The sequence below is a fragment of the Mesorhizobium sp. P2_D1 genome, assembly GCF_056404455.1.
In genome coordinates, this window is record NZ_JBFUDZ010000025.1 from 40,787 (window position 1) to 57,061 (window position 16,275).

Annotated in this window: 19 protein-coding genes and 1 pseudogene; 8 read left to right on the top strand and 12 right to left on the bottom strand. The window is 65.7% G+C overall.

Annotated features, from left to right (window positions below; genetic code table 11):
• Positions 1-135: 135 nt before the first annotated feature.
• From AC1D0I_RS18860 to AC1D0I_RS18870, 3 genes are read right to left on the bottom strand one after another with little or no spacing between them, the layout of a single operon-like run.
• On the bottom strand, positions 136-960 hold the full coding sequence (locus AC1D0I_RS18860) for an alpha/beta fold hydrolase (protein ID WP_477396934.1): 825 nt from the start codon (positions 958-960) through the stop codon (positions 136-138).
• Positions 950-1,444 carry an SRPBCC family protein gene (locus AC1D0I_RS18865; RefSeq protein ID WP_477396936.1) on the bottom strand — a complete coding sequence of 165 codons (495 nt, stop codon included), beginning with the start codon at positions 1,442-1,444 and terminating at the stop codon, positions 950-952. The genes AC1D0I_RS18860 and AC1D0I_RS18865 overlap by 11 nt, the downstream gene beginning before the upstream one ends.
• On the bottom strand, positions 1,441-1,776 hold the full coding sequence (locus tag AC1D0I_RS18870; protein WP_477396938.1) for an ArsR/SmtB family transcription factor: 336 nt from the start codon (positions 1,774-1,776) through the stop codon (positions 1,441-1,443). The genes AC1D0I_RS18865 and AC1D0I_RS18870 overlap by 4 nt, the downstream gene beginning before the upstream one ends.
• A 377-nt stretch (positions 1,777-2,153) precedes the next feature.
• Between AC1D0I_RS18870 and AC1D0I_RS18875 the strand changes: the two genes are divergently transcribed.
• From AC1D0I_RS18875 to AC1D0I_RS18890, 4 genes and pseudogenes are all read left to right on the top strand, one after another.
• Complete coding sequence (locus AC1D0I_RS18875; protein WP_477301431.1) at positions 2,154-3,101, top strand: substrate-binding domain-containing protein; 948 nt, start codon at positions 2,154-2,156, stop codon at positions 3,099-3,101.
• 280 nt (positions 3,102-3,381) lie between these two features.
• A pseudogene (locus tag AC1D0I_RS18880) lies at positions 3,382-3,810 on the top strand (ATP-binding cassette domain-containing protein); the annotation flags it as partial.
• A complete protein-coding gene (locus AC1D0I_RS18885) occupies positions 3,784-4,878 on the top strand; it encodes a sugar ABC transporter ATP-binding protein (RefSeq protein ID WP_477397002.1) in 1,095 nt (364 codons plus the stop codon). The pseudogene AC1D0I_RS18880 and the gene AC1D0I_RS18885, both read left to right, overlap by 27 nt.
• Complete coding sequence (locus AC1D0I_RS18890; protein ID WP_477396940.1) at positions 4,875-5,891, top strand: ABC transporter permease; 1,017 nt, start codon at positions 4,875-4,877, stop codon at positions 5,889-5,891. Before AC1D0I_RS18885 ends, AC1D0I_RS18890 begins: the two co-directional genes overlap by 4 nt.
• Before the next feature lie 95 nt (positions 5,892-5,986).
• On the opposite strand, the gene AC1D0I_RS18895 is transcribed toward AC1D0I_RS18890, so the two are convergent.
• On the bottom strand, positions 5,987-6,355 hold the full coding sequence (locus AC1D0I_RS18895; protein ID WP_477396942.1) for a hypothetical protein: 369 nt from the start codon (positions 6,353-6,355) through the stop codon (positions 5,987-5,989).
• 184 nt (positions 6,356-6,539) lie between these two features.
• Here AC1D0I_RS18895 and AC1D0I_RS18900 point away from each other — a divergent pair, with 184 nt between their 5' ends.
• Positions 6,540-6,842 carry a hypothetical protein gene (locus AC1D0I_RS18900; RefSeq protein ID WP_477226705.1) on the top strand — a complete coding sequence of 101 codons (303 nt, stop codon included), beginning with the start codon at positions 6,540-6,542 and terminating at the stop codon, positions 6,840-6,842.
• A 28-nt stretch (positions 6,843-6,870) separates the two neighbouring features.
• Here AC1D0I_RS18900 and AC1D0I_RS18905 read toward each other — a convergent pair whose 3' ends face one another.
• Entirely contained in the window at positions 6,871-7,575 is a 705-nt protein-coding gene (locus tag AC1D0I_RS18905; protein ID WP_477396944.1) for an XRE family transcriptional regulator, read from the bottom strand.
• Between the two features lie 618 nt (positions 7,576-8,193).
• Between AC1D0I_RS18905 and AC1D0I_RS18910 the strand changes: the two genes are divergently transcribed.
• Positions 8,194-8,880 (top strand): GcrA family cell cycle regulator, encoded by a 687-nt coding sequence (locus AC1D0I_RS18910; RefSeq protein WP_477396946.1) that lies wholly within the window; start codon positions 8,194-8,196, stop codon positions 8,878-8,880.
• A gap of 131 nt (positions 8,881-9,011) precedes the next feature.
• Here the strand turns inward: AC1D0I_RS18910 and AC1D0I_RS18915 are convergent, their stop codons facing one another.
• On the bottom strand, positions 9,012-9,320 hold the full coding sequence (locus tag AC1D0I_RS18915) for a DUF982 domain-containing protein (protein ID WP_477397004.1): 309 nt from the start codon (positions 9,318-9,320) through the stop codon (positions 9,012-9,014).
• Between the two features lie 123 nt (positions 9,321-9,443).
• A complete protein-coding gene (locus AC1D0I_RS18920; protein ID WP_477226707.1) occupies positions 9,444-9,722 on the bottom strand; it encodes a DUF982 domain-containing protein in 279 nt (92 codons plus the stop codon).
• 435 nt (positions 9,723-10,157) lie between these two features.
• On the opposite strand from AC1D0I_RS18920, the gene AC1D0I_RS18925 reads away from it, so the two are divergent.
• On the top strand, positions 10,158-10,760 hold the full coding sequence (locus AC1D0I_RS18925) for a DUF6456 domain-containing protein (protein ID WP_477396948.1): 603 nt from the start codon (positions 10,158-10,160) through the stop codon (positions 10,758-10,760).
• A gap of 49 nt (positions 10,761-10,809) precedes the next feature.
• Here AC1D0I_RS18925 and AC1D0I_RS18930 read toward each other — a convergent pair whose 3' ends face one another.
• From AC1D0I_RS18930 to AC1D0I_RS18940, 3 genes are all read right to left on the bottom strand, one after another.
• Positions 10,810-11,121 carry a hypothetical protein gene (locus AC1D0I_RS18930; RefSeq protein WP_477226709.1) on the bottom strand — a complete coding sequence of 104 codons (312 nt, stop codon included), beginning with the start codon at positions 11,119-11,121 and terminating at the stop codon, positions 10,810-10,812.
• A 115-nt stretch (positions 11,122-11,236) separates the two neighbouring features.
• On the bottom strand, positions 11,237-11,761 hold the full coding sequence (locus AC1D0I_RS18935; protein WP_477396950.1) for a substrate binding domain-containing protein: 525 nt from the start codon (positions 11,759-11,761) through the stop codon (positions 11,237-11,239).
• A 31-nt stretch (positions 11,762-11,792) separates the two neighbouring features.
• A complete protein-coding gene (locus tag AC1D0I_RS18940) occupies positions 11,793-12,131 on the bottom strand; it encodes a LysR family transcriptional regulator (protein WP_477396952.1) in 339 nt (112 codons plus the stop codon).
• Positions 12,132-12,262: 131 nt separating this feature from the next.
• On the opposite strand from AC1D0I_RS18940, the gene AC1D0I_RS18945 reads away from it, so the two are divergent.
• The gene (locus tag AC1D0I_RS18945) at positions 12,263-13,012 is read left to right on the top strand and encodes an SDR family NAD(P)-dependent oxidoreductase (protein ID WP_477396954.1); all 750 of its coding nucleotides are present in this window, start codon (positions 12,263-12,265) and stop codon (positions 13,010-13,012) included.
• Positions 13,013-13,285: 273 nt separating this feature from the next.
• Here AC1D0I_RS18945 and AC1D0I_RS18950 read toward each other — a convergent pair whose 3' ends face one another.
• Positions 13,286-15,337, bottom strand: a complete 2,052-nt coding sequence (locus tag AC1D0I_RS18950) for an acyltransferase family protein (protein WP_477396956.1) — start codon at positions 15,335-15,337, stop codon at positions 13,286-13,288.
• Positions 15,338-15,518: 181 nt separating this feature from the next.
• Positions 15,519-16,259: an XRE family transcriptional regulator gene (locus AC1D0I_RS18955; RefSeq protein ID WP_477396958.1), complete on the bottom strand. Its 741-nt coding sequence runs from the start codon at positions 16,257-16,259 to the stop codon at positions 15,519-15,521.
• Positions 16,260-16,275 lie beyond the last annotated feature (16 nt).

Genomic DNA, 16,275 nt, shown 5'->3' on the forward strand with positions numbered 1-16,275 from the left:
TGCTGGGGATCGGTCCGTTGTGTCAGACAGATGCCACGGGCCACGACGGTTTCGCAAGCCGGATGCGGCGAGGCTCGCTCACATGCGGCGATGGCGGGCTGTCTCCTTCCACGAAGCTGTTCTTACCGGAAGAGGCTATTCCCGACCGTTGAAAAACGCCGTCAGCACGGGTGCGTGCGCGGCGGGTTTCAGCATGTGGTTCTGACCGGCCAGCGTCCGGTAGCGGGCATTGGGCAACGCCTCGGCCAGCGCCTTGTTTCCACGCTGCATCCAGAGCGGGCTCTTGCCGCCATCGGTCACCAGGATCGGCACGCGCACCGAAGCCCAGCGGGCAGGGTCTAGCATCTTGCCGCGTTGATCGCCGGCGACGATGGCGCCGTCATAGGGCAATGTATGCGCCACCGCCTTGAGTTTGCGCCAGATCGGCGTCAGCCGCATGAAGACAATCAGCAGGCCGGGCATACCGACCGATCTGAGGAAGGCGGTCACCGCGTCGCCGCGCCGGTCTTCAGCGATCGCGGCCCGGATCGTTGCCCAGTCGCCTTGCGTGGTCTCGCGGCTGTCGTCGACGATCAGCGGCGCTTCGTAGAGCGCCAGCTTGCCGATGCCGGGCAGGCGGCTTGCCGCCATCAGCGCCAGCATGGCGCCTGACGACATGCCCCAGACGAAGGCCTCACCGCCAGCTGCCTGGAGCACGGCCTCGATGTCGTCGATCTCGCGCTCGACCGCGTAGGGCGTGGTGTCGCCGCTGTCGCCCCGGCCACGGCGGTCGTAGCGGAACACGGTGAAGCTGCCTTCAAGCGCCCTGGCGAGTTGAAGGCTCGGGCCCATGGTGCGGGAACAGAGCGCGCCGTCGACCAGGATGAGCGGATGGCCCTGGCCACGGCGCTCGCAGGCGATCGGCGTTCCATCCCGCGACAGGACGGCCTGCGTGGTCGGCTCGGCGTTTTCAGCGAGCATGGGTCGCTCCTATCAGCTGCTCGAGCCGGTCGAAGCTCTGCGTCCAGCCGCCGCGCATGCCGAGTGCCAGCAGGCGCTCGCGGTCGGCAGCGCTGGCCAGCGTCACCTCGAAATGAACGTGGGTTCGCTGCGCATCCGGCGTGAAAGTCACCGTATGGCGACTTTGCCCCGGTGGCTTGCCGGCCCATTCGCGCAATTCGGGATCCGGCTCGTCGGAATAGACCAGTCGGCTGTTCTCCACGATTTCGAGATAGCTGCCCTGGTTGCGGTAGAGCGCGCCGCTCGAGGTGCGCATGTCGATGCGCCAGCGGCCGCTGACGCGCAGGTCGAGCACACAATGCGGGATGGTGCAGTCCTTGATGCCCCACCATTGYGCCACCAGCACAGGATCCGTCCACAGCCGGAAGACACGCTCGACCGGGGCGTGGAAAGTCCGCTCGATGGCAAAGCTGCGGTCGTCCGCCGAGGTCATGGGCGCGCTCATTCCGGTTTGTCCGGGTCGCGCCGCAGCAAGTCCTCCATGCGGTCGAAGCGGCCTTCCCAAAGCTTGCGATAGCCGTCGAGCCAGCGGTCGATGTCACGCAACGGCTTGAGTTCGATGCGGCTCAGATGCTTCTGCGCCGACCGGCTGCGGGTGACCAGGCCTGCCTGCTCCAGCACGCCGACATGCTTGGAGATCGCCCGCACGGTCAGCGCGAAAGGTTGCGCCAGTTCGGCGACCGAGGCTTCGCCGTCGAGCAACCGGGCAAGGATGGCGCGGCGCGTCGGGTCGGCCAGCGCGGCGAATGTGTCGTCGAGGGAGATTTGAGTTGCCATTACGGAACCATTTAGTTCTGGAACTATCTGGTTCTATAAAAGACGCCGCTTGCCGCGTCAATCGGAAAAACGCTCGCAAACAGGACGCTGGCCGCGAAGGGCAAAGCGTTGCCGGCCCCAGAAATCCAAAAATCCGACAATTCCGATAATTTGCCCAACAGTTCCGTTCTATCGATTATTGCGCAAACGGATGACCCTGGGTTAGCATCCCCGCGCTGACGTCGATGGGAGGCACTTTTCAACATCGGCGACCAGCTGGAGCTGCACGCGTTTTCGGGCGCACGGAGGATGCTCCAACACTTTGAACCGGCGCATGATCCCTTCCCAAGACCAATCACGGCCTTGGGGATGATGCGTCCCTGTGGAGGAGGAACCCTATGAACAGACGTGAATTCCTGCTGTCGACCGCGGCCTTTGGCGCCATGATGCTTGCCGCGCCCTCGGTGTTTGCCGAGGACAAGCTCACCATCCTCGGCTCGGTGCCCAATCTCGGCTTTCCGTTCTTCGTGCACATGCTGAACGAGATCAAGGCCGAGGCCGCCGCGCAAGGCGTCAACCTGACCGAGAGCGACGGCCAGAACTCCGCCACCAAGCAGACCGCCGACATCGAGGCGGCGCTGGTGCAGAAGGTCAACGCCATCGTCATCTCGCCGCTCGACGTCAACGCGCTGGCGCCGGCAATCGAGGAAGCGGTCAAGGCCGGTGTTCCCGTGGTGACGATCGACCGCCGTGTCGACGGCGTCGAAGGCATTTTGGCCCATGTCGGCGCCGACAACGTCAAGGGCGGCGAGGCGGAGGCCAACGCCATGGTGGCGGCGTTCCCCAATGGCGCCAAGATCTTCCATCTGCAGGGCCAGCCCGGCGCCGGCCCGGCGATCGATCGCAACAAGGGTGTCCACAATGTGCTCGACCCGCTGAAGGACAAGTACCAGATCGTATTCGAGCAGACCGCCAACTTCGCCCGCGCCGAGGCTCTGTCGGTGACCGAAGCCGGCCTTGCCGCCAACGGCAAGCCGGATGCCATCGTCTGCGCCAATGACGACATGGCGCTCGGCGCCATGGAGGCGTGTGCGGCGCGCAACTTCACCGACGTGAAAATCTACGGCTTCGACGCGCTGCCGGAAGCTCTGGTCGCTGTACGTGACGGCAAGCTCGCCGGCACCGTCGAGCAGTTCCCCGGCGAACAGTCGCGCACGGCGGTACGCATTGCGGTGGCTTACGCCAAGGACAAGACCGAGCCGAAGGAGAAGCTGGTGCTGTTGACGCCAATCGTCATCGGCAAGGACAATCTCGACAAGGCCGAGCGGATTGGCGAGACCAAGTAGTTGAGTAGGTTGCGCACAGATCGCTGAAGCTGGCGCCGCCCCTCATCCGCCTGCCGGCACCTTCTCCCCGTGTAGCGACGGGGAGAAGGCAATCGCTCTGACGCTGGCGACCCCCTCTCCCCGTCTCCGGGGAGAGGGTAAGGTGAGAGGCAGCGCTGACGTTCGATGACTCAGGGAGCAACCATTGCCGTTAGCTGAAGCCGTATCGTCACCGCCCATCCTGCTTGCCGTCGAGGGCGTCACCAAGCATTTCTCCGGCGTCACCGCGCTGAGCGACGTCTCGCTCGACATCCGGCCGGGCGAAATCCTCGGCCTGCTTGGGGAAAACGGCGCCGGCAAGTCGACGCTGCTCAAGATCCTGTCGGGCGTCATGCCGCCGTCGAGCGGGCACATCATTTTCGACGGCGCCGACTATCATCCGTCCAGTCCCCAGGATGCCAAGCGGCTCGGCATCGTCACCATCTACCAGGAGCTGAGCCTGATCCCGACTCTGACGGTGGCGGAGAACATCTTTATCGGCCGCGCACCGATCGGTCCGCTCGGGCTGGTCAGCTGGCGCAAGATGGAGGAAGATTCCCGGGCGATCATCGCCCGCGTCGGTCTCTCCATCGATCCGATGACGCTGGTGTCGGCGCTGTCGGTGGCCGAACAGCAGCTGGTCGAGATTGCCCGTGCGCTGTCGCTGGAAAGTCGGCTGATCATCATGGACGAGCCGACCTCGGCGCTGACCGAGACCGAGGTGCAGCGGCTGCTGTCGATCATGGACCGGCTGCGCAGGGACAAGGTCGCCATCATGTTCGTCACCCACCGGCTGGAAGAGGCCTCCGCCATCTGCGACCGCATGACGGTGCTGCGCGATGGCAGGCTGGCCGGGCACCTCGACCGCCAGGGCGGGCCGATCGCGTTGCCGAAGATCATCGAGAAGATGGTTGGCCGCGCGGCGTCCGAACTCTATGCACGACCGGCGCAGCGCGCGGTCGCCGGCGATGTCGTGCTGTCGGTGCGCGGGTTGCGCACCGTGCGCGACCCCGAGGCGCCGCATGCCATCGTGCTCGACGGCGTCGACATCGATCTCAAGGCTGGCGAGATCCTCGGCGTTGCCGGCCTCGTCGGCTCCGGCCGCACGGAGCTGGCGCGCGCCATTTTCGGCGCCGACCGCATCGCGACGGGAACCATCACGCTCGACGGCAAGCCAATCGCTCCCGCGTCACCGGCGGATGCCATAGCACTCGGCATCGGCCTGGTGCCGGAGGACCGCAAGCACCAGGCGATCTTTGCCGCACTCGGTATCCTGCCGAATTTCTCCGTCGCTTCGCTCGGCACGTTCAGCAACGGCTTCGGCTTCATGGCCGAGCGGCGCGAACGCGACGCGCTTGCCGGTTTTCGCAAGATGCTGTCGATCCGCATGGCCTCGGTCGAACAGGCGATCGAGGGCCTGTCTGGCGGCAACCAGCAAAAGGTGATCCTGGCGCGCTGGCTGGCGCGCGATCCGAAAGTGCTGATCGTCGACGAGCCGACGCGCGGCGTCGATGTCGGCGCCAAGACCGAGGTGCACCAAATCCTGGTGCAGCTTGCGGCGGGCGGCATCGCGGTGATGATGATCTCGTCCGAACTGCCGGAGGTGCTGGCGGTGTCGGACCGCATCGTCACCATGCGCCGGGGGCGCATCACCGGCGAGATGCCGGGGATCGAGGCAAGCGAGGAAAAACTGATGGAACTGATGGCACTCGACAAGCGGGATGCGAAGGGGCCAGATGCGAAGGGGCAGGCACGATGAGCGTGGCGGGAGAGCAGAACCAGCGTAGCGGCATCAACATCGCGCGGCTGCTGATGAGCTTTGGGCCGCTGCTGTTCCTGGCCGCACTGGTCGTCGTCTTCACCGTGCTGAAGCCGAGCTTCATCGATCCGATCAACCTGTTCAACATCACGCGGCAGATCTCGATCACCGGGCTGATCGCGCTCGGCATGACCTTCGTCATCCTCACCGCCGGCATCGACCTGTCGGTCGGCTCGCTGCTTGCCTTCTGCGGCATGGTCGCCGCCGTGGTCGCCAAGGGCGGCACCGCCAACACGCTGTCGCTGTCGACCTCAGGCACGCAGGGCTATGGCTGGTTCGCCGCCCTGCTGGCCGCCGTCGTGGTTGGCGCGGCAGCAGGCGGCGTGCAGGGCCTTGCCATCACCAGGCTGAAAGTGCCGCCCTTCGTCGTCACGCTGGGCGGGCTGACGGTGTTTCGCGGACTGACGCTGACCATTTCCAATGGCGGCCCGATCTCGGGCTTCGACGCTTCGATGCGCTGGTTCGGCACCGGCCTGATCGGCCCGGTGCCGGTGCCGGCGCTGATCTTCGCGGCGGCCGCGATCCTGTGCCACATCGTGCTGCGCTACACGCGCTACGGCCGCGCCGTTTATGCCGTCGGCGGCAATGCCGAGGCGGCACGGTTGTCGGGCCTGCGGGTCGACCGCATCCTGGTCTCGGTCTATGTCATCGTCGGCTTCTTCGCCGGTCTGGCCGCCTTCRTGCTGTCGGCGCGGCTCAACTCCTCGGAAGCGGTTGCCGGCATCGGCTACGAGCTGACGGTGATCTCGGCCGTGGTCATCGGCGGCACCTCGCTGTTCGGCGGCATCGGCTCGGTCGGCGGCACGGTGGTGGGTGCCGCCCTGATCGGCGTGCTGCAGAACGGGCTGCAGTTCAACAACGTCTCGTCCTACACGCAAAGCATCGTCATCGGCCTGATCCTGATTCTGGCCGTGGCGTTCGACCGCTGGCTGAAGTCGCGGGTGAGAAGATAGTCGCTTCCCCTCTCGGGGAGAAGGTTGGGTCGGCGCACAGCGCCGAGACGGATGAGGGGTGCTGTACGGGAGGCAAGCTATTGGATGCCTGCTCGTCAGGCCGCTTCCAACGCCCAGAGCCGGTGACCGTAACGGCGGAAGTAACGTGCCATCAGGCGCTGCTGTCTGGCTCTGATGAGGTCGGGCAGGCGCCGCTCCTGGCGCCAGCGCGGCATGTTGCGCCAGAAGGCGATGAAGCGGGCGGCATCCTCGATGGCTTCTTGCGCCGACAGCGCCGGACCGATCGCCGTCAGGAACAGCGCCTGCGAATGTTTCAGTGCATCGATGACGGCCTTGCGCCTGACATGATCCTGGCGGGCGCGCTCGATGCCGTTGCGGCGGATCGCGTCGAAGGCTTCGAGCAGAGCAGGGCTGTCGCCGGTGTAACCGCAGGCGCGGGCGAAATCGGCGGCAAGGGCGTCCATCGTCACTCCCGGATATGATGCGGCGGGCGGTTCGCGCCCCGACTCACATTTGTGAGTCGATATAAGCATAACTCAAAAACTGTAGAAGAAAAACTTTTGGGAATCTTTGAGATGGGCGACTCGACTCGCGGCCTAAAACACAGGATTATGCGAACAAATCAGGAACAAAGACGAGGCAGGGGCGATGGCATTGCCAGGCAAGGAAGCAGTAATCGCGCATGTCGCCTCGATATCGGTCGAGTGCGCCGATTGCGGCCGCAACAGATGGTGGCGGCCCGATCAGCTGAAGCGGTTCGGGGTGTCGGGGAATACGCCGCTGGCCGCCCTTTCAGGCCGCATCGTCTGCTCGGCCTGCCGCGCCGACGGGCTGCCGGGCGTGGCCATTTCGATCCAGGCGGCGTTCATCGACGAGCGCCAGCGCGTGCGCAGCGAAGCCCGGATGCTGAACGACCGCGAGGCGCCGCTCGAGGGAGCGAGGCGGGCGTGAGGAGAGGCGCGCTGCGGGAGCCGCCACCCTAATACCCCAGCAGTTCCTTGAGCGGGATGACGCGCCAGACCTGTTTTATGGCGTAGCGGTTGAAGGTCAGCGTCTTCGGCGGATTGTACTGCTCGACCACAAGCTCGGCGGTGGTGCGCTTGACCAGCTTCTTGATGAAGGCCTTGCCGTTGCGCTCGTTTTCTTCGGGAAAGGTCTCGATCACGACATGGTCGCCGGGCACCGCCTCACGGCCGCCACAGTAGATCATGTCGCCCGGTTCGTAGCGCGGCACCATGGAATCGGACAGCACGTGTAGCGCAAACACCTTGGGGAGGTTGCGGATGCCGGGCGGACGCTGGACATAGCCGGCCGGCTCGCCGTTCAAGGTGAAGTCGCCGTCATCGCCGCCGACGGCGGCGCCCAGCACCGGGATATCCATCGGTCCGGCGGGTGGTGGGCCGGCATCGGTGACGATCTCCACGTCGGCGACCGGGCCGGTGTCATCGAGGAAGACGACCTCGCCCTTGCCCAACGCCACTGGGTCGACGCGCAGGAAGGCGGCGGTCTTCAACAGGTTCTCGGTCTTGGGCAGGTTGCGGCCGGTTTCCCAATTGCCGACGGCGGCGACATCGGTGTCGTTGTGCTCGGCAATGTGGCGCATGACCAGGCCGCGCTGCTTGCGCGCCTGGCGGATCGCCGCCCCGACCTTGATTGACAGTTGCGTTTTTGCCATGGCGTGCATGTGAGCGATGAAAGTGGCTCTCGTCTATGAAAGAATGGCTTGCATATATTTTTGAGTTATGCTTATATATGGACATGCAAAACCTGTCCAGATTCGATGGCGCCGTGGCGCCGGCCTCGCATGAGGCGCACCCGGCGGTCACCACCGCCAGCCATTCCCTTCCGCCCCGGCCGTCCTCCTCCCCGGCCGGAGCGAAGCCCGAGGTGCCTTGCCTGATTGCATCGGCCTCGGATCCGGTCCGCCCGTCACCGGCGACCGGAACGGCCGGAGCCGCCGCTCCCAGCGGCTCCGGCCCCCAATTCGATCGAGATGGCGCTGGCCAGGATTCTGCCGGTCCAGCTGACCGGTCATGCATCCGCACGCAGGATGGCACCGTCATCCTGTTCGATCCGCTGGCGGGCAGGGCGGTTTCCGCCTCCGACAGAAAAACGGCCGAGGCGCGGCTTTCGCGCCTCGCTGAACCGGCCAGGCGGCGAGCCCGCTCCCGGTGAGGCTGAAGCCGGCGCCAGCCGGCCCCCCGAACCGACAACCCTGACTGCGGCCCAGGCAACCGGGCCCAGCCCTGACGCTTGCCCGACGGCGCACGGCCGAAGGCAGAACTTTGGATGGAGCCTTGAGATGGCAAGCTATACCGACGCCGAATTGCAAGTGATCGCCGGCTGGCTGAAGGACGGGCTTTCCGCCTCGAAGATCGCGGCGGCTTTCACTGTGCTGCGCGCCGCGCGCGTGTCGCGCAACGCCATCATCGGCATCGTGCACCGCAACGCCATGCTGAGTGCGATCGGCTTTGCCAATGGCAAGCGGCTGCCGGCCCGCAAACCCAAGGCGCGCAAGCGGGCGAACGGAACGGACGGGGCCATCGCCAAGGTGTCCGACACGATCGACGTCGCGCTTGCCACCGGCATCGCCGGCACGCCGGTCCGGCCGAAGCGCTTGCCGCAACCCCTGTCGGTGCGCGAAGTGGGCGTGCTGGTCGCCGATGGCGAAGCCTATCGCCTGGAGATGCCGGTGCCGCCTCGTGCGGCCCTCGGCCGCCAGCCGCATGGCGTGGCGATGCGTTTCATCGACTGCCTGTTCGGCCGCTGCCGCGCGCCGCTGGACCTGACGCTGGAAGAAGATCCTGAAAACGATGCGCCGGGCAGTCGGCCGGGCGCCGCCATGCTGTGCTGCGGCATGCGCACCAAGGCGCTGAAAAGCTATTGCCCTTATCACCAGGCCCGCTTTCGCCGCCGCGTTTTTGAGGCGCAGGCGGCTGAGCATCCCTTCACCCCCGTTTACGGGGAGAAGGTGCCGGCAGGCGGATGAGGGGCGGCGCTGACGTGGTGGGATTGAAAACAGATATGAGCTTCAAGCATCCGACCGAAGCGCTGGCGCCGCCCCTCATTGCCCTGGCGGGCATTTCTCCCCGTGAACGGGGAGAAAGAAACCTCGTCGCCCTATTTCGGTACCTGCCGGCCTTGCTTGGGCATGCGGCTTTGCACGGTCCTGGTCTCGAGCGTCATGGCCGGTCCGCCTTCGGCCTCCAGGATGTCGGCCACCCTGGCAAAGCCGGTGAACACTTTCATGGCGTCGGATTCGGAAATCTGCGCGGCGATGGCAGCGCTGCAGGCGTTGAGGGCGCTGCGGTAGACATGGCCGCGCCGCTCGAGCGGCCAGCGCTGCAGGAAGTCGGCGGCGTCGTTGACGCAGTCGATCTCTTCGATCTGCCCGTCGATCCGCACCTTGAGCGGCACTCCGGTCTTCATCGTACCCACGGCGTTCACCTTCACTCTGCGCGGGGCTGGAAACCCCGCTCTTATCAACGCGCCACGCTGGCTGGCGGTTGCATCACATTTTCGGCCCGGCCCGGCCCACCAACCTCACAACCCTCACGGGACCACGGCGTCCAGCCAGGCATGGGCGCGGCTTCTTGGCCTGGCCACCAATATATTCTGTTGGCCAGCCGCCCTGGTGAGGGCGTCGAAGGCGATGCGCTGGCTGCAAGTGCCGTCTACCGCCAAGGCGACGAGCCTGGCCGCCTCGACATAGCCAGGTGCTGTCTTGTCTGGCCATTGCTGCCTGAGCGCGTCGGCGGCCTCGGCCACCGAGCCGACCAACATGGTTCTGCTGTCGCAAAAGCGCAGCGTAACCGGCATGAAAGCTGTCATACGCAAACCTCCCGTTGGTATGGACGCGACATAACGTCGAAAGTTCGCGCTGGTTCCATTAGTCCGGACGCGGATATGGCCGCGGCCGCGGCAAGGCTTGGTTTTGCCTCTCCAAAGCGCAGCTCCGCATCGAGCTGCGCAAAACGCCGCGCCAACCGCGAGCCGCTCGCCGCGAGGGGCGGCGCGTCAGAACTTGGGTTCCTCGCCCCACGGAGTGGGGAGAGGTGGCTCGGCGTAGCCAAGACGGAGAGGGGCAACCTCCGCTCAGTCAATGCCGGTTGAGGATAGGGCACCCAACCATGATCCCCCGCGCTGCCCCCTCTCCGTCTCGGGCTCCGCCCGAGCCACCTCTCCCTCTCCCCCGCTCTGCGGGGGCGAGGAACGCAGGTTCCGCACGGCCCAACCCAATCCCAACACCCCAACCAGGAGTCTCCCGTGAGCAAGAGAACCAGAGCCGCAAGACCGCAGGCACCAAAACTGCCGAAGGGCGAGGCCGAGCAGGTGCGCATCCGCCGCGAGATCGGCCATGATTTCGCGCTTAAGGATGATGGCTTCGGCCGCAAGCGGCTGGCTGCGGGCACGCTGGAAGCGGGCCGCGTCTACGAGGTGTCGAATGACGGCTTCACCTCCACCGGCGGCATCGTGCGGGTGCGCAATGTGGATCCGCTGCTGGGCATCACCTCGCTGTCGCGTCAGCAGCGCGAGGCCGGCTTGCGCTACCGCGAGGATTTCCGCTGCAGCCAGCAGGCGAGCGTGAAGCCGATGCGCTGGAGCGAGCGCGTCGACGGCGGTCGGCACGGCGGCGGCATCGCCGACAGTGTGCTCGACGCTGGCCGCGCCCACGCCACCGCGAGCAAGGCGCTACGCCATTGGGACGTGGCTGACATAGTGCAGAAAGTCTGCTGCGCAGGCGGCTCGATCAAGAGTCTGGCCGAGCAGACCGGCGAGGGGCGGGATGTAGTGACGAAGCTGTTGAAGGTCGGACTGGACCTGCTGGCGGTGCACTATGGGATGATGGTGGGGAGAAGGGTCGGGTGACAGACCACCCGACCGGCAATGCCGGCCGGATCAGTCTTCCCGGATCAGGTCATCCGCAGACGCGGATTTCCTCGATGATCCTGTGGTGATGGCGCCAGTGCTTGACCAGTTCGATGTGACAACGGTGGTACCGGTGGTAGTAACGCGGCCTGTAGCCGTTGTCGTAGGACTCGTCCTGGTAGTAGCGGCGATAGGCGTAGCGATCGCCGTAGTCACCATAACCATTGTAATAACCGTTGCCGTAATAGTCGTCGGCATAGCCGCCGATGCCGATCGTGATGCGACTACCGGCATTCGCGGGAGCGATCATCGCCGCCGCCGAAGCAATGGCGATAACCGAAGCAAGCAGGAGCTTCTTCATGGCTACCTCCTTTTCAAGGTTAGCCTAATATAATCCCCGAGGCGCGGCCCCGTTCCACAGATTCTTAAAGATGTGATGAGCAATGCGGGCACCGGGGCCGTGCCCGGCAGACATTTCACCTTCCCAACCTCCCCATTTGCTTTGCCAAAAACTCCACGAACAGCCTTGCCCGCACCGGCAGTTGCCGGCCGAAGGCGTGTACGATGTGGACCGGCATGGTTGGCATCGGCACATCTGGCAGGACGCGCATGAGTCGGGCGGTGTCGATGTCGTCTTGCACGGCGACTTGCAGGAGGTGGGCGATGCCGGCGCCGGAAAGTGCCGCGTTGCGGATGGCGCCGCCGTCGTCGGTGTCGAAGCGGCCGTCGGGCACGATTTTGGTGCCGTCGGCGAAAGTGATGGCCCGAGGGCGGCCGGCCGATACATAGCGGACGAAATCGTGGTGTCGCAGATCGGCGATCGAGGCTGGCAAGCCTCGACGCTGGAGATAGGCGGGGGCGGCCACCAGCACGATCGGCAGGCTGGCGATGCGCCGCGCCGTGAGCCCGGCATCGGCCAGCGTGCCCATGCGCACCGCCACGTCATAGTTCTCGCGGATCAGGTCGGCATGGCGGTCCGTGACGCTGAGTTCCAGCTTCACTTCCGGTTGCTCTGCCAGAAACAGCTGCACCTCATGAGGCAATGAGGCCGCGGCCGAGTTCGACCGGGGCGGTGACACGCAGCAGGCCGCGCGCCGTACCGGTGCTCTGCACGATGTCCTGCGCATCGTCGAGCGCCTGCAGCAGCGGCGCCACCCGCTCGTAATAGGCGAGGCCTTCGCTGGTCAGCCCCAGCCTGCGCGTCGAGCGCTGGATGAGTTTAGCGCCGAGCCTCCGCTCCAGCTTCGCCACGCTCTTCGACACGGCCGACGGACTGGAGCCGATCAGCCGGCTGGCGGCCTGGAACGAACCGGCATCCACCGTGCGCACGAAAGCGACGAGGCCGGCGGTCTTTTCGAGGATTGTGGTCATGGCGGCATCGTCCCATGTCGAGAAGGGCTGATTGCGGAATTCCAGGCAAGAAAGAATGGCCTGAGGTCAGGCTAATACGCTTTTTACGCGCACTTAAATACCGCTCATCGTCAGGATCAAGGAGAGAATGGATGAGCAGTCTGAACGGCAAGGTCGCCATCGTCACCGGCGCATCAAAGGGCATAGGAGCAGCCATCGCCAAGGGGCTGGCGGCGGCGGGCGCGGCTGTCGTGGTCAACTATGCCTCATCGCGGGAAGGGGCCGAGCGCGTCGTCGCCGCCATCGCGGACGTCGGCGGCCGGGCGGTCGCGGTGAAGGGCGATGTCGCGCAAGCGGCTGACGTGCGCGGCCTGTTTGAAGCGGCAAAGTCCTCGTTCGGCGGCATCGACATCTTGGTCAACAATGCCGGCGTGTTCCAGTTCGAGCCGCTGGAGGCGGTGACGGAGGCCGAGTTCCACCGCGAATTCGACACCAATGTGCTGGGCGTCGTGCTGACCATCCAGGAAGCGGTGAAGCATTTCGGGCCGGCCGGCGGCAGCATCATCAACATCAGCTCGGTCGCCAGTTCCAATCCGCAGCCCAATTCGTTGGTCTATGCCGCCACCAAGGCGGCGGTGGATTCGATAACGCTGTCGATGTCGCGTGAGCTTGGCGCCCGCCACATCCGCGTCAACGCGATCGCGCCAGGCGGCGTCGACACCGAAGGGCTGCAGCGCGTCGGCATCGTCGGCAGCGAACACGAGGAGGCGCTGGTGGCCGTCACCCCGCTCGGCCGCTTCGGCCAGCCCGACGACATTGCGCGGGTGGCGGTGTTTCTGGCGTCCGACGAGGCCGGTTGGCTGACGGGAGAGCGGATTACGGCGTCGGGTGGGTGGCGATAGGAGCGCGACGAGATCGGATGGATGAGGTTGCCGAAGGTGCACCTGACTGTCTTCCGAGGCGCTGCCCCTCATCGCCCTGCCGGGCACTTCTCCCCGTATAGTGACGGGGAGAAGGACGCTGTCGTGTATGGTTTCGCCAATCGTCAGCGGTGAGAACGAAGAACGAAGGTTGCGGCGATTTCCCTTCTCCCCGTCACTATACGGGGAGAAGGTGCCGGCAGGCGGATGAGGGGCAGCACCGGCCTCACAGAAAGGCGACCCGCGCCACATCATTTAAAACAACGCCTTCTCCAGCGGCCGCTCCAGCGTCTCGGCGAAGGCGGTGGCGAGGTGATGGCGGTCGCGGAAGGCCAGCTTGCCGCCGATGAAGACGTGGCAGGCGGTGCGGCCGCAGAAATGGTCGGTGAGGTCGACATAGAGCGTGTCGGGCACGCTGGCCACGATGGCGCGCTCGGTGGCGGCCGCGCCGTCATTGGCGGCCTCGGTCCTTGGCGTGTCGCAGTGCGGCGACGGTGCCTCGCGCCACCACAGCGCGCGCGCCACGCAGGAATCGGCGAAGCTGGTGTTGATCGGCGTGTCGCGGATCACCGCGGCCTCGACGCCGGCCCGGCTGAAGGCCTGCAAGGTCGAGCGCAGGCCGGCCTGCCAGCGCGCGGTCTCGGCGGTGCGGCTGGCGGCGGGCATGTCGCGCGTCAGATTGCCAATGGAGAATTCCGAGATCACCACCAGGCGCGGCTTGCGGGCGATGATGTCCGATATCGCCTGCTCGCGCCAGGCGTCGCATTCGGTGTAGTCGCGTTTCAGCACGGTGTTGAAGGTCGAGAGCCGCGAGGCGCGGCACGATGATTTGAGATAGGTGACCACCTTAGTATCGTTGCGCCTGGCCGCCTCGATCAGCGGCGTCGACCAGTGGTCGGCATGGGAATCGCCGAACAGCACGATGGTGTGGGCGGCATCGGTGGCGCCGAACACGCAGGGCTTGGGCGTCACCGTGTGGAAGTCGAGCAGGCAGCTCTTGTCGACGGTGCGCGCGATGGAGGGTTGTTCGGCCGCCTGCTCGATGCCGCGCTGCTCGGGGTCGATGTTGCGCTGGGCCAGATGCGCGTTGGCAAAGGCGACCGCCACGCCGGCACCCGTGAGCGCAAGCGCGGGAACCAGCGCTATTGCAGGAAAAGTGAGACGCGGTTTTGCGTGCGGGATTGCGCTGAAATAAGCAGCCTTGGCGCCTGCCGTCAGCCAGCCGGCACGTCGTCCGGGGTTCTCGATCAGGCGATAGGTGAACACCGACAGCGCCAAGGCCAGCGCGCCGGAACCGAGGCGCTGCGGCACGCTGAGATCCGGCACCAGCATCTGCGTATAGACGATCACCGGCCAGTGCCAGAGATAGAGCGAATAGGAGAGCGCGCCGATCCATTGCAGGGGCGGCAGCGACAGAGCTGCGGCCGGGCCAAAGGCCTGCCAGTTGTTCCGCCTGTTGGCCCGCCCCTTGGTCCATATGCCAGCCCGCTCCTCGCCAGCCCCGCCCAACAGCACCAGCACCGTGCCGGCAACCGGCAGCAGCGCCAGGTAGCCGGGAAAGGGCAGGTCCTCGCTCAGCCACAGATAGGCCGCCGCGATCAGCGCCAGGCCGAGCCAGCCAAGTGCAGCGCGCAGCCACGGACGATGCAGCAGGAACGTCGCTGGGACCAGCGTCGCCAGGCCGCCGGCGGCGAACTCCCAGGCACGCAGCGGCGAGAAATAGAAGGCCCATGCCGATGCCGCGCTGGTCAGCCAGGCGCAGGCGACGAAGGAGGCGAGGCCGGCGATGCCGATCACGGCTACCGCCGTTCGCCGGCCGGGACGCAGCCAGGCTGCCAGCAGAAGCAGCGCCGGCCAGGCCAGGTAGAACTGCTCCTCCACGGACAGCGACCAGAAGTGGATGAAGGGATTGCTGGTGGCATCCGTGGCGAAATAGTCGAACGACCAGCGCAGCAGCCACAGATTGATGGCGTAGGCGGAGGCGAACATGGCGCCGCGCGAATAGAGCGCCTGCTCCTGCGGCGACAGGATGAAATAGCCGGCCACAAGCGTCGCCAGGATGACGAACAGGGCCGCCGGCAAAAGGCGCCGCGCGCGCCTGGCATAGAAGCGCCAGAGGTCGAGCCTGCCGGTGTCGCCGATCTCCTGCATGAGGTGGGTGGTGATCAGCCAGCCGGAGATGACGAAGAAGATGTCGACGCCGGCAAAGCCGCCGGGCAGGGCGGAGAGCCCGAAATGATAGGCCACGACGCCGCCGACGGCGAGCGCGCGCAAACCCTGTATGTCCGGCCGGAACGATGCTGCCAAGACGGCTCCTTCGTGTGCAAGCCCACCTCTTGGCCCACCGGTTGTCCCAGCCCGTCGCAAGTCTCGGCCGGGCAGGTTGACATCGCAATGCAACAAATCTTTCGCAGTGCAACATGGCAAGAAAAGGAAGGTCCTCTCCCACCGGCCGCGCCGTGCCGTCAGTCGCTCCGGATCTGGTGCATCAAGCCTCGCGCGCGAGGCTTGCCACCAGAGGATCGACGCCGGGGTCATCGAGGCCGACGACGTGGGCCATCCCCATTGCCTGTCTCAGGCTGATCCTGGCGACGTCCCGCCGCATGATGACCGAAACGAAGGCTGGCCCTGATCCCGTCAGGACAATGGCCCTGCCGACCAGAACCGGCTCCGAGATGGGGGCCCATTGCACGGCTACGATCGACGGCTCGCCGGTCGGGCGGCTGTTGATGCCGCTGAAATAGATCCAGTTCGGGCGCGAGATCACCACGCCGTAGTGGTTGTCGGGCGCCCGCGCTGCGCCCTGGCTGTCGTCTGGAGCCCACCGCGTCACGCGCCTGAAGGTGACCAACTCGGTCTCACGCTGCACGAAGGTGATCGAGCGCGTCAAAAGGTCGGGGCGGCCGGGAACCGAAAAATAGGTGAAATAGGTGCCACCGGCGATGGCCGGCGAGGGGGGATGCACCATGGTCTCATACAGTCTCTGGCGCAGCGATGCGTGGCTGTCGGTGGCTGCCGCGGCAGCGGGCTCGCGATAAAGATCGTTCTCGTCGATCTTGAAGAAGCCGCAGATCAGCTTGGCAGTGGCTTTGTTCGGAATGGCCTGGCCTTGCAGATAGCGCTCGAACTGGGTGCGGTTGATGCCAAGCTCACGGCACACCGCACTCACGGAAGCGTGGCGTTGGACCAGCCGCCTGAGATTGGCGGCGAGATTCTCGCGAATTGGCACGACATCGCCCCCGCGA

Excerpts from the sequence above, each read along its gene's own strand:
- AC1D0I_RS18915 (WP_477397004.1), bottom strand. The coding sequence starts at position 9,320 with ATGAAGACCGGAGTGCCGCTCAAGGTGCGGATCGACGGGCAGATCGAA.
- AC1D0I_RS18910 (WP_477396946.1), top strand. The coding sequence starts at position 8,194 with ATGGCAAGCTATACCGACGCCGAATTGCAAGTGATCGCCGGCTGGCTG.
- AC1D0I_RS18945 (WP_477396954.1), top strand. The coding sequence starts at position 12,263 with ATGAGCAGTCTGAACGGCAAGGTCGCCATCGTCACCGGCGCATCAAAG.
- AC1D0I_RS18895 (WP_477396942.1), bottom strand. The coding sequence starts at position 6,355 with ATGGACGCCCTTGCCGCCGATTTCGCCCGCGCCTGCGGTTACACCGGC.
- AC1D0I_RS18860 (WP_477396934.1), bottom strand. The coding sequence starts at position 960 with ATGCTCGCTGAAAACGCCGAGCCGACCACGCAGGCCGTCCTGTCGCGG.
- AC1D0I_RS18900 (WP_477226705.1), top strand. The coding sequence starts at position 6,540 with ATGGCATTGCCAGGCAAGGAAGCAGTAATCGCGCATGTCGCCTCGATA.
- AC1D0I_RS18870 (WP_477396938.1), bottom strand. The coding sequence starts at position 1,776 with ATGGCAACTCAAATCTCCCTCGACGACACATTCGCCGCGCTGGCCGAC.
- AC1D0I_RS18875 (WP_477301431.1), top strand. The coding sequence starts at position 2,154 with ATGAACAGACGTGAATTCCTGCTGTCGACCGCGGCCTTTGGCGCCATG.
- AC1D0I_RS18920 (WP_477226707.1), bottom strand. The coding sequence starts at position 9,722 with ATGACAGCTTTCATGCCGGTTACGCTGCGCTTTTGCGACAGCAGAACC.
- AC1D0I_RS18905 (WP_477396944.1), bottom strand. The coding sequence starts at position 7,575 with ATGCACGCCATGGCAAAAACGCAACTGTCAATCAAGGTCGGGGCGGCG.
- AC1D0I_RS18930 (WP_477226709.1), bottom strand. The coding sequence starts at position 11,121 with ATGAAGAAGCTCCTGCTTGCTTCGGTTATCGCCATTGCTTCGGCGGCG.
- AC1D0I_RS18940 (WP_477396952.1), bottom strand. The coding sequence starts at position 12,131 with ATGACCACAATCCTCGAAAAGACCGCCGGCCTCGTCGCTTTCGTGCGC.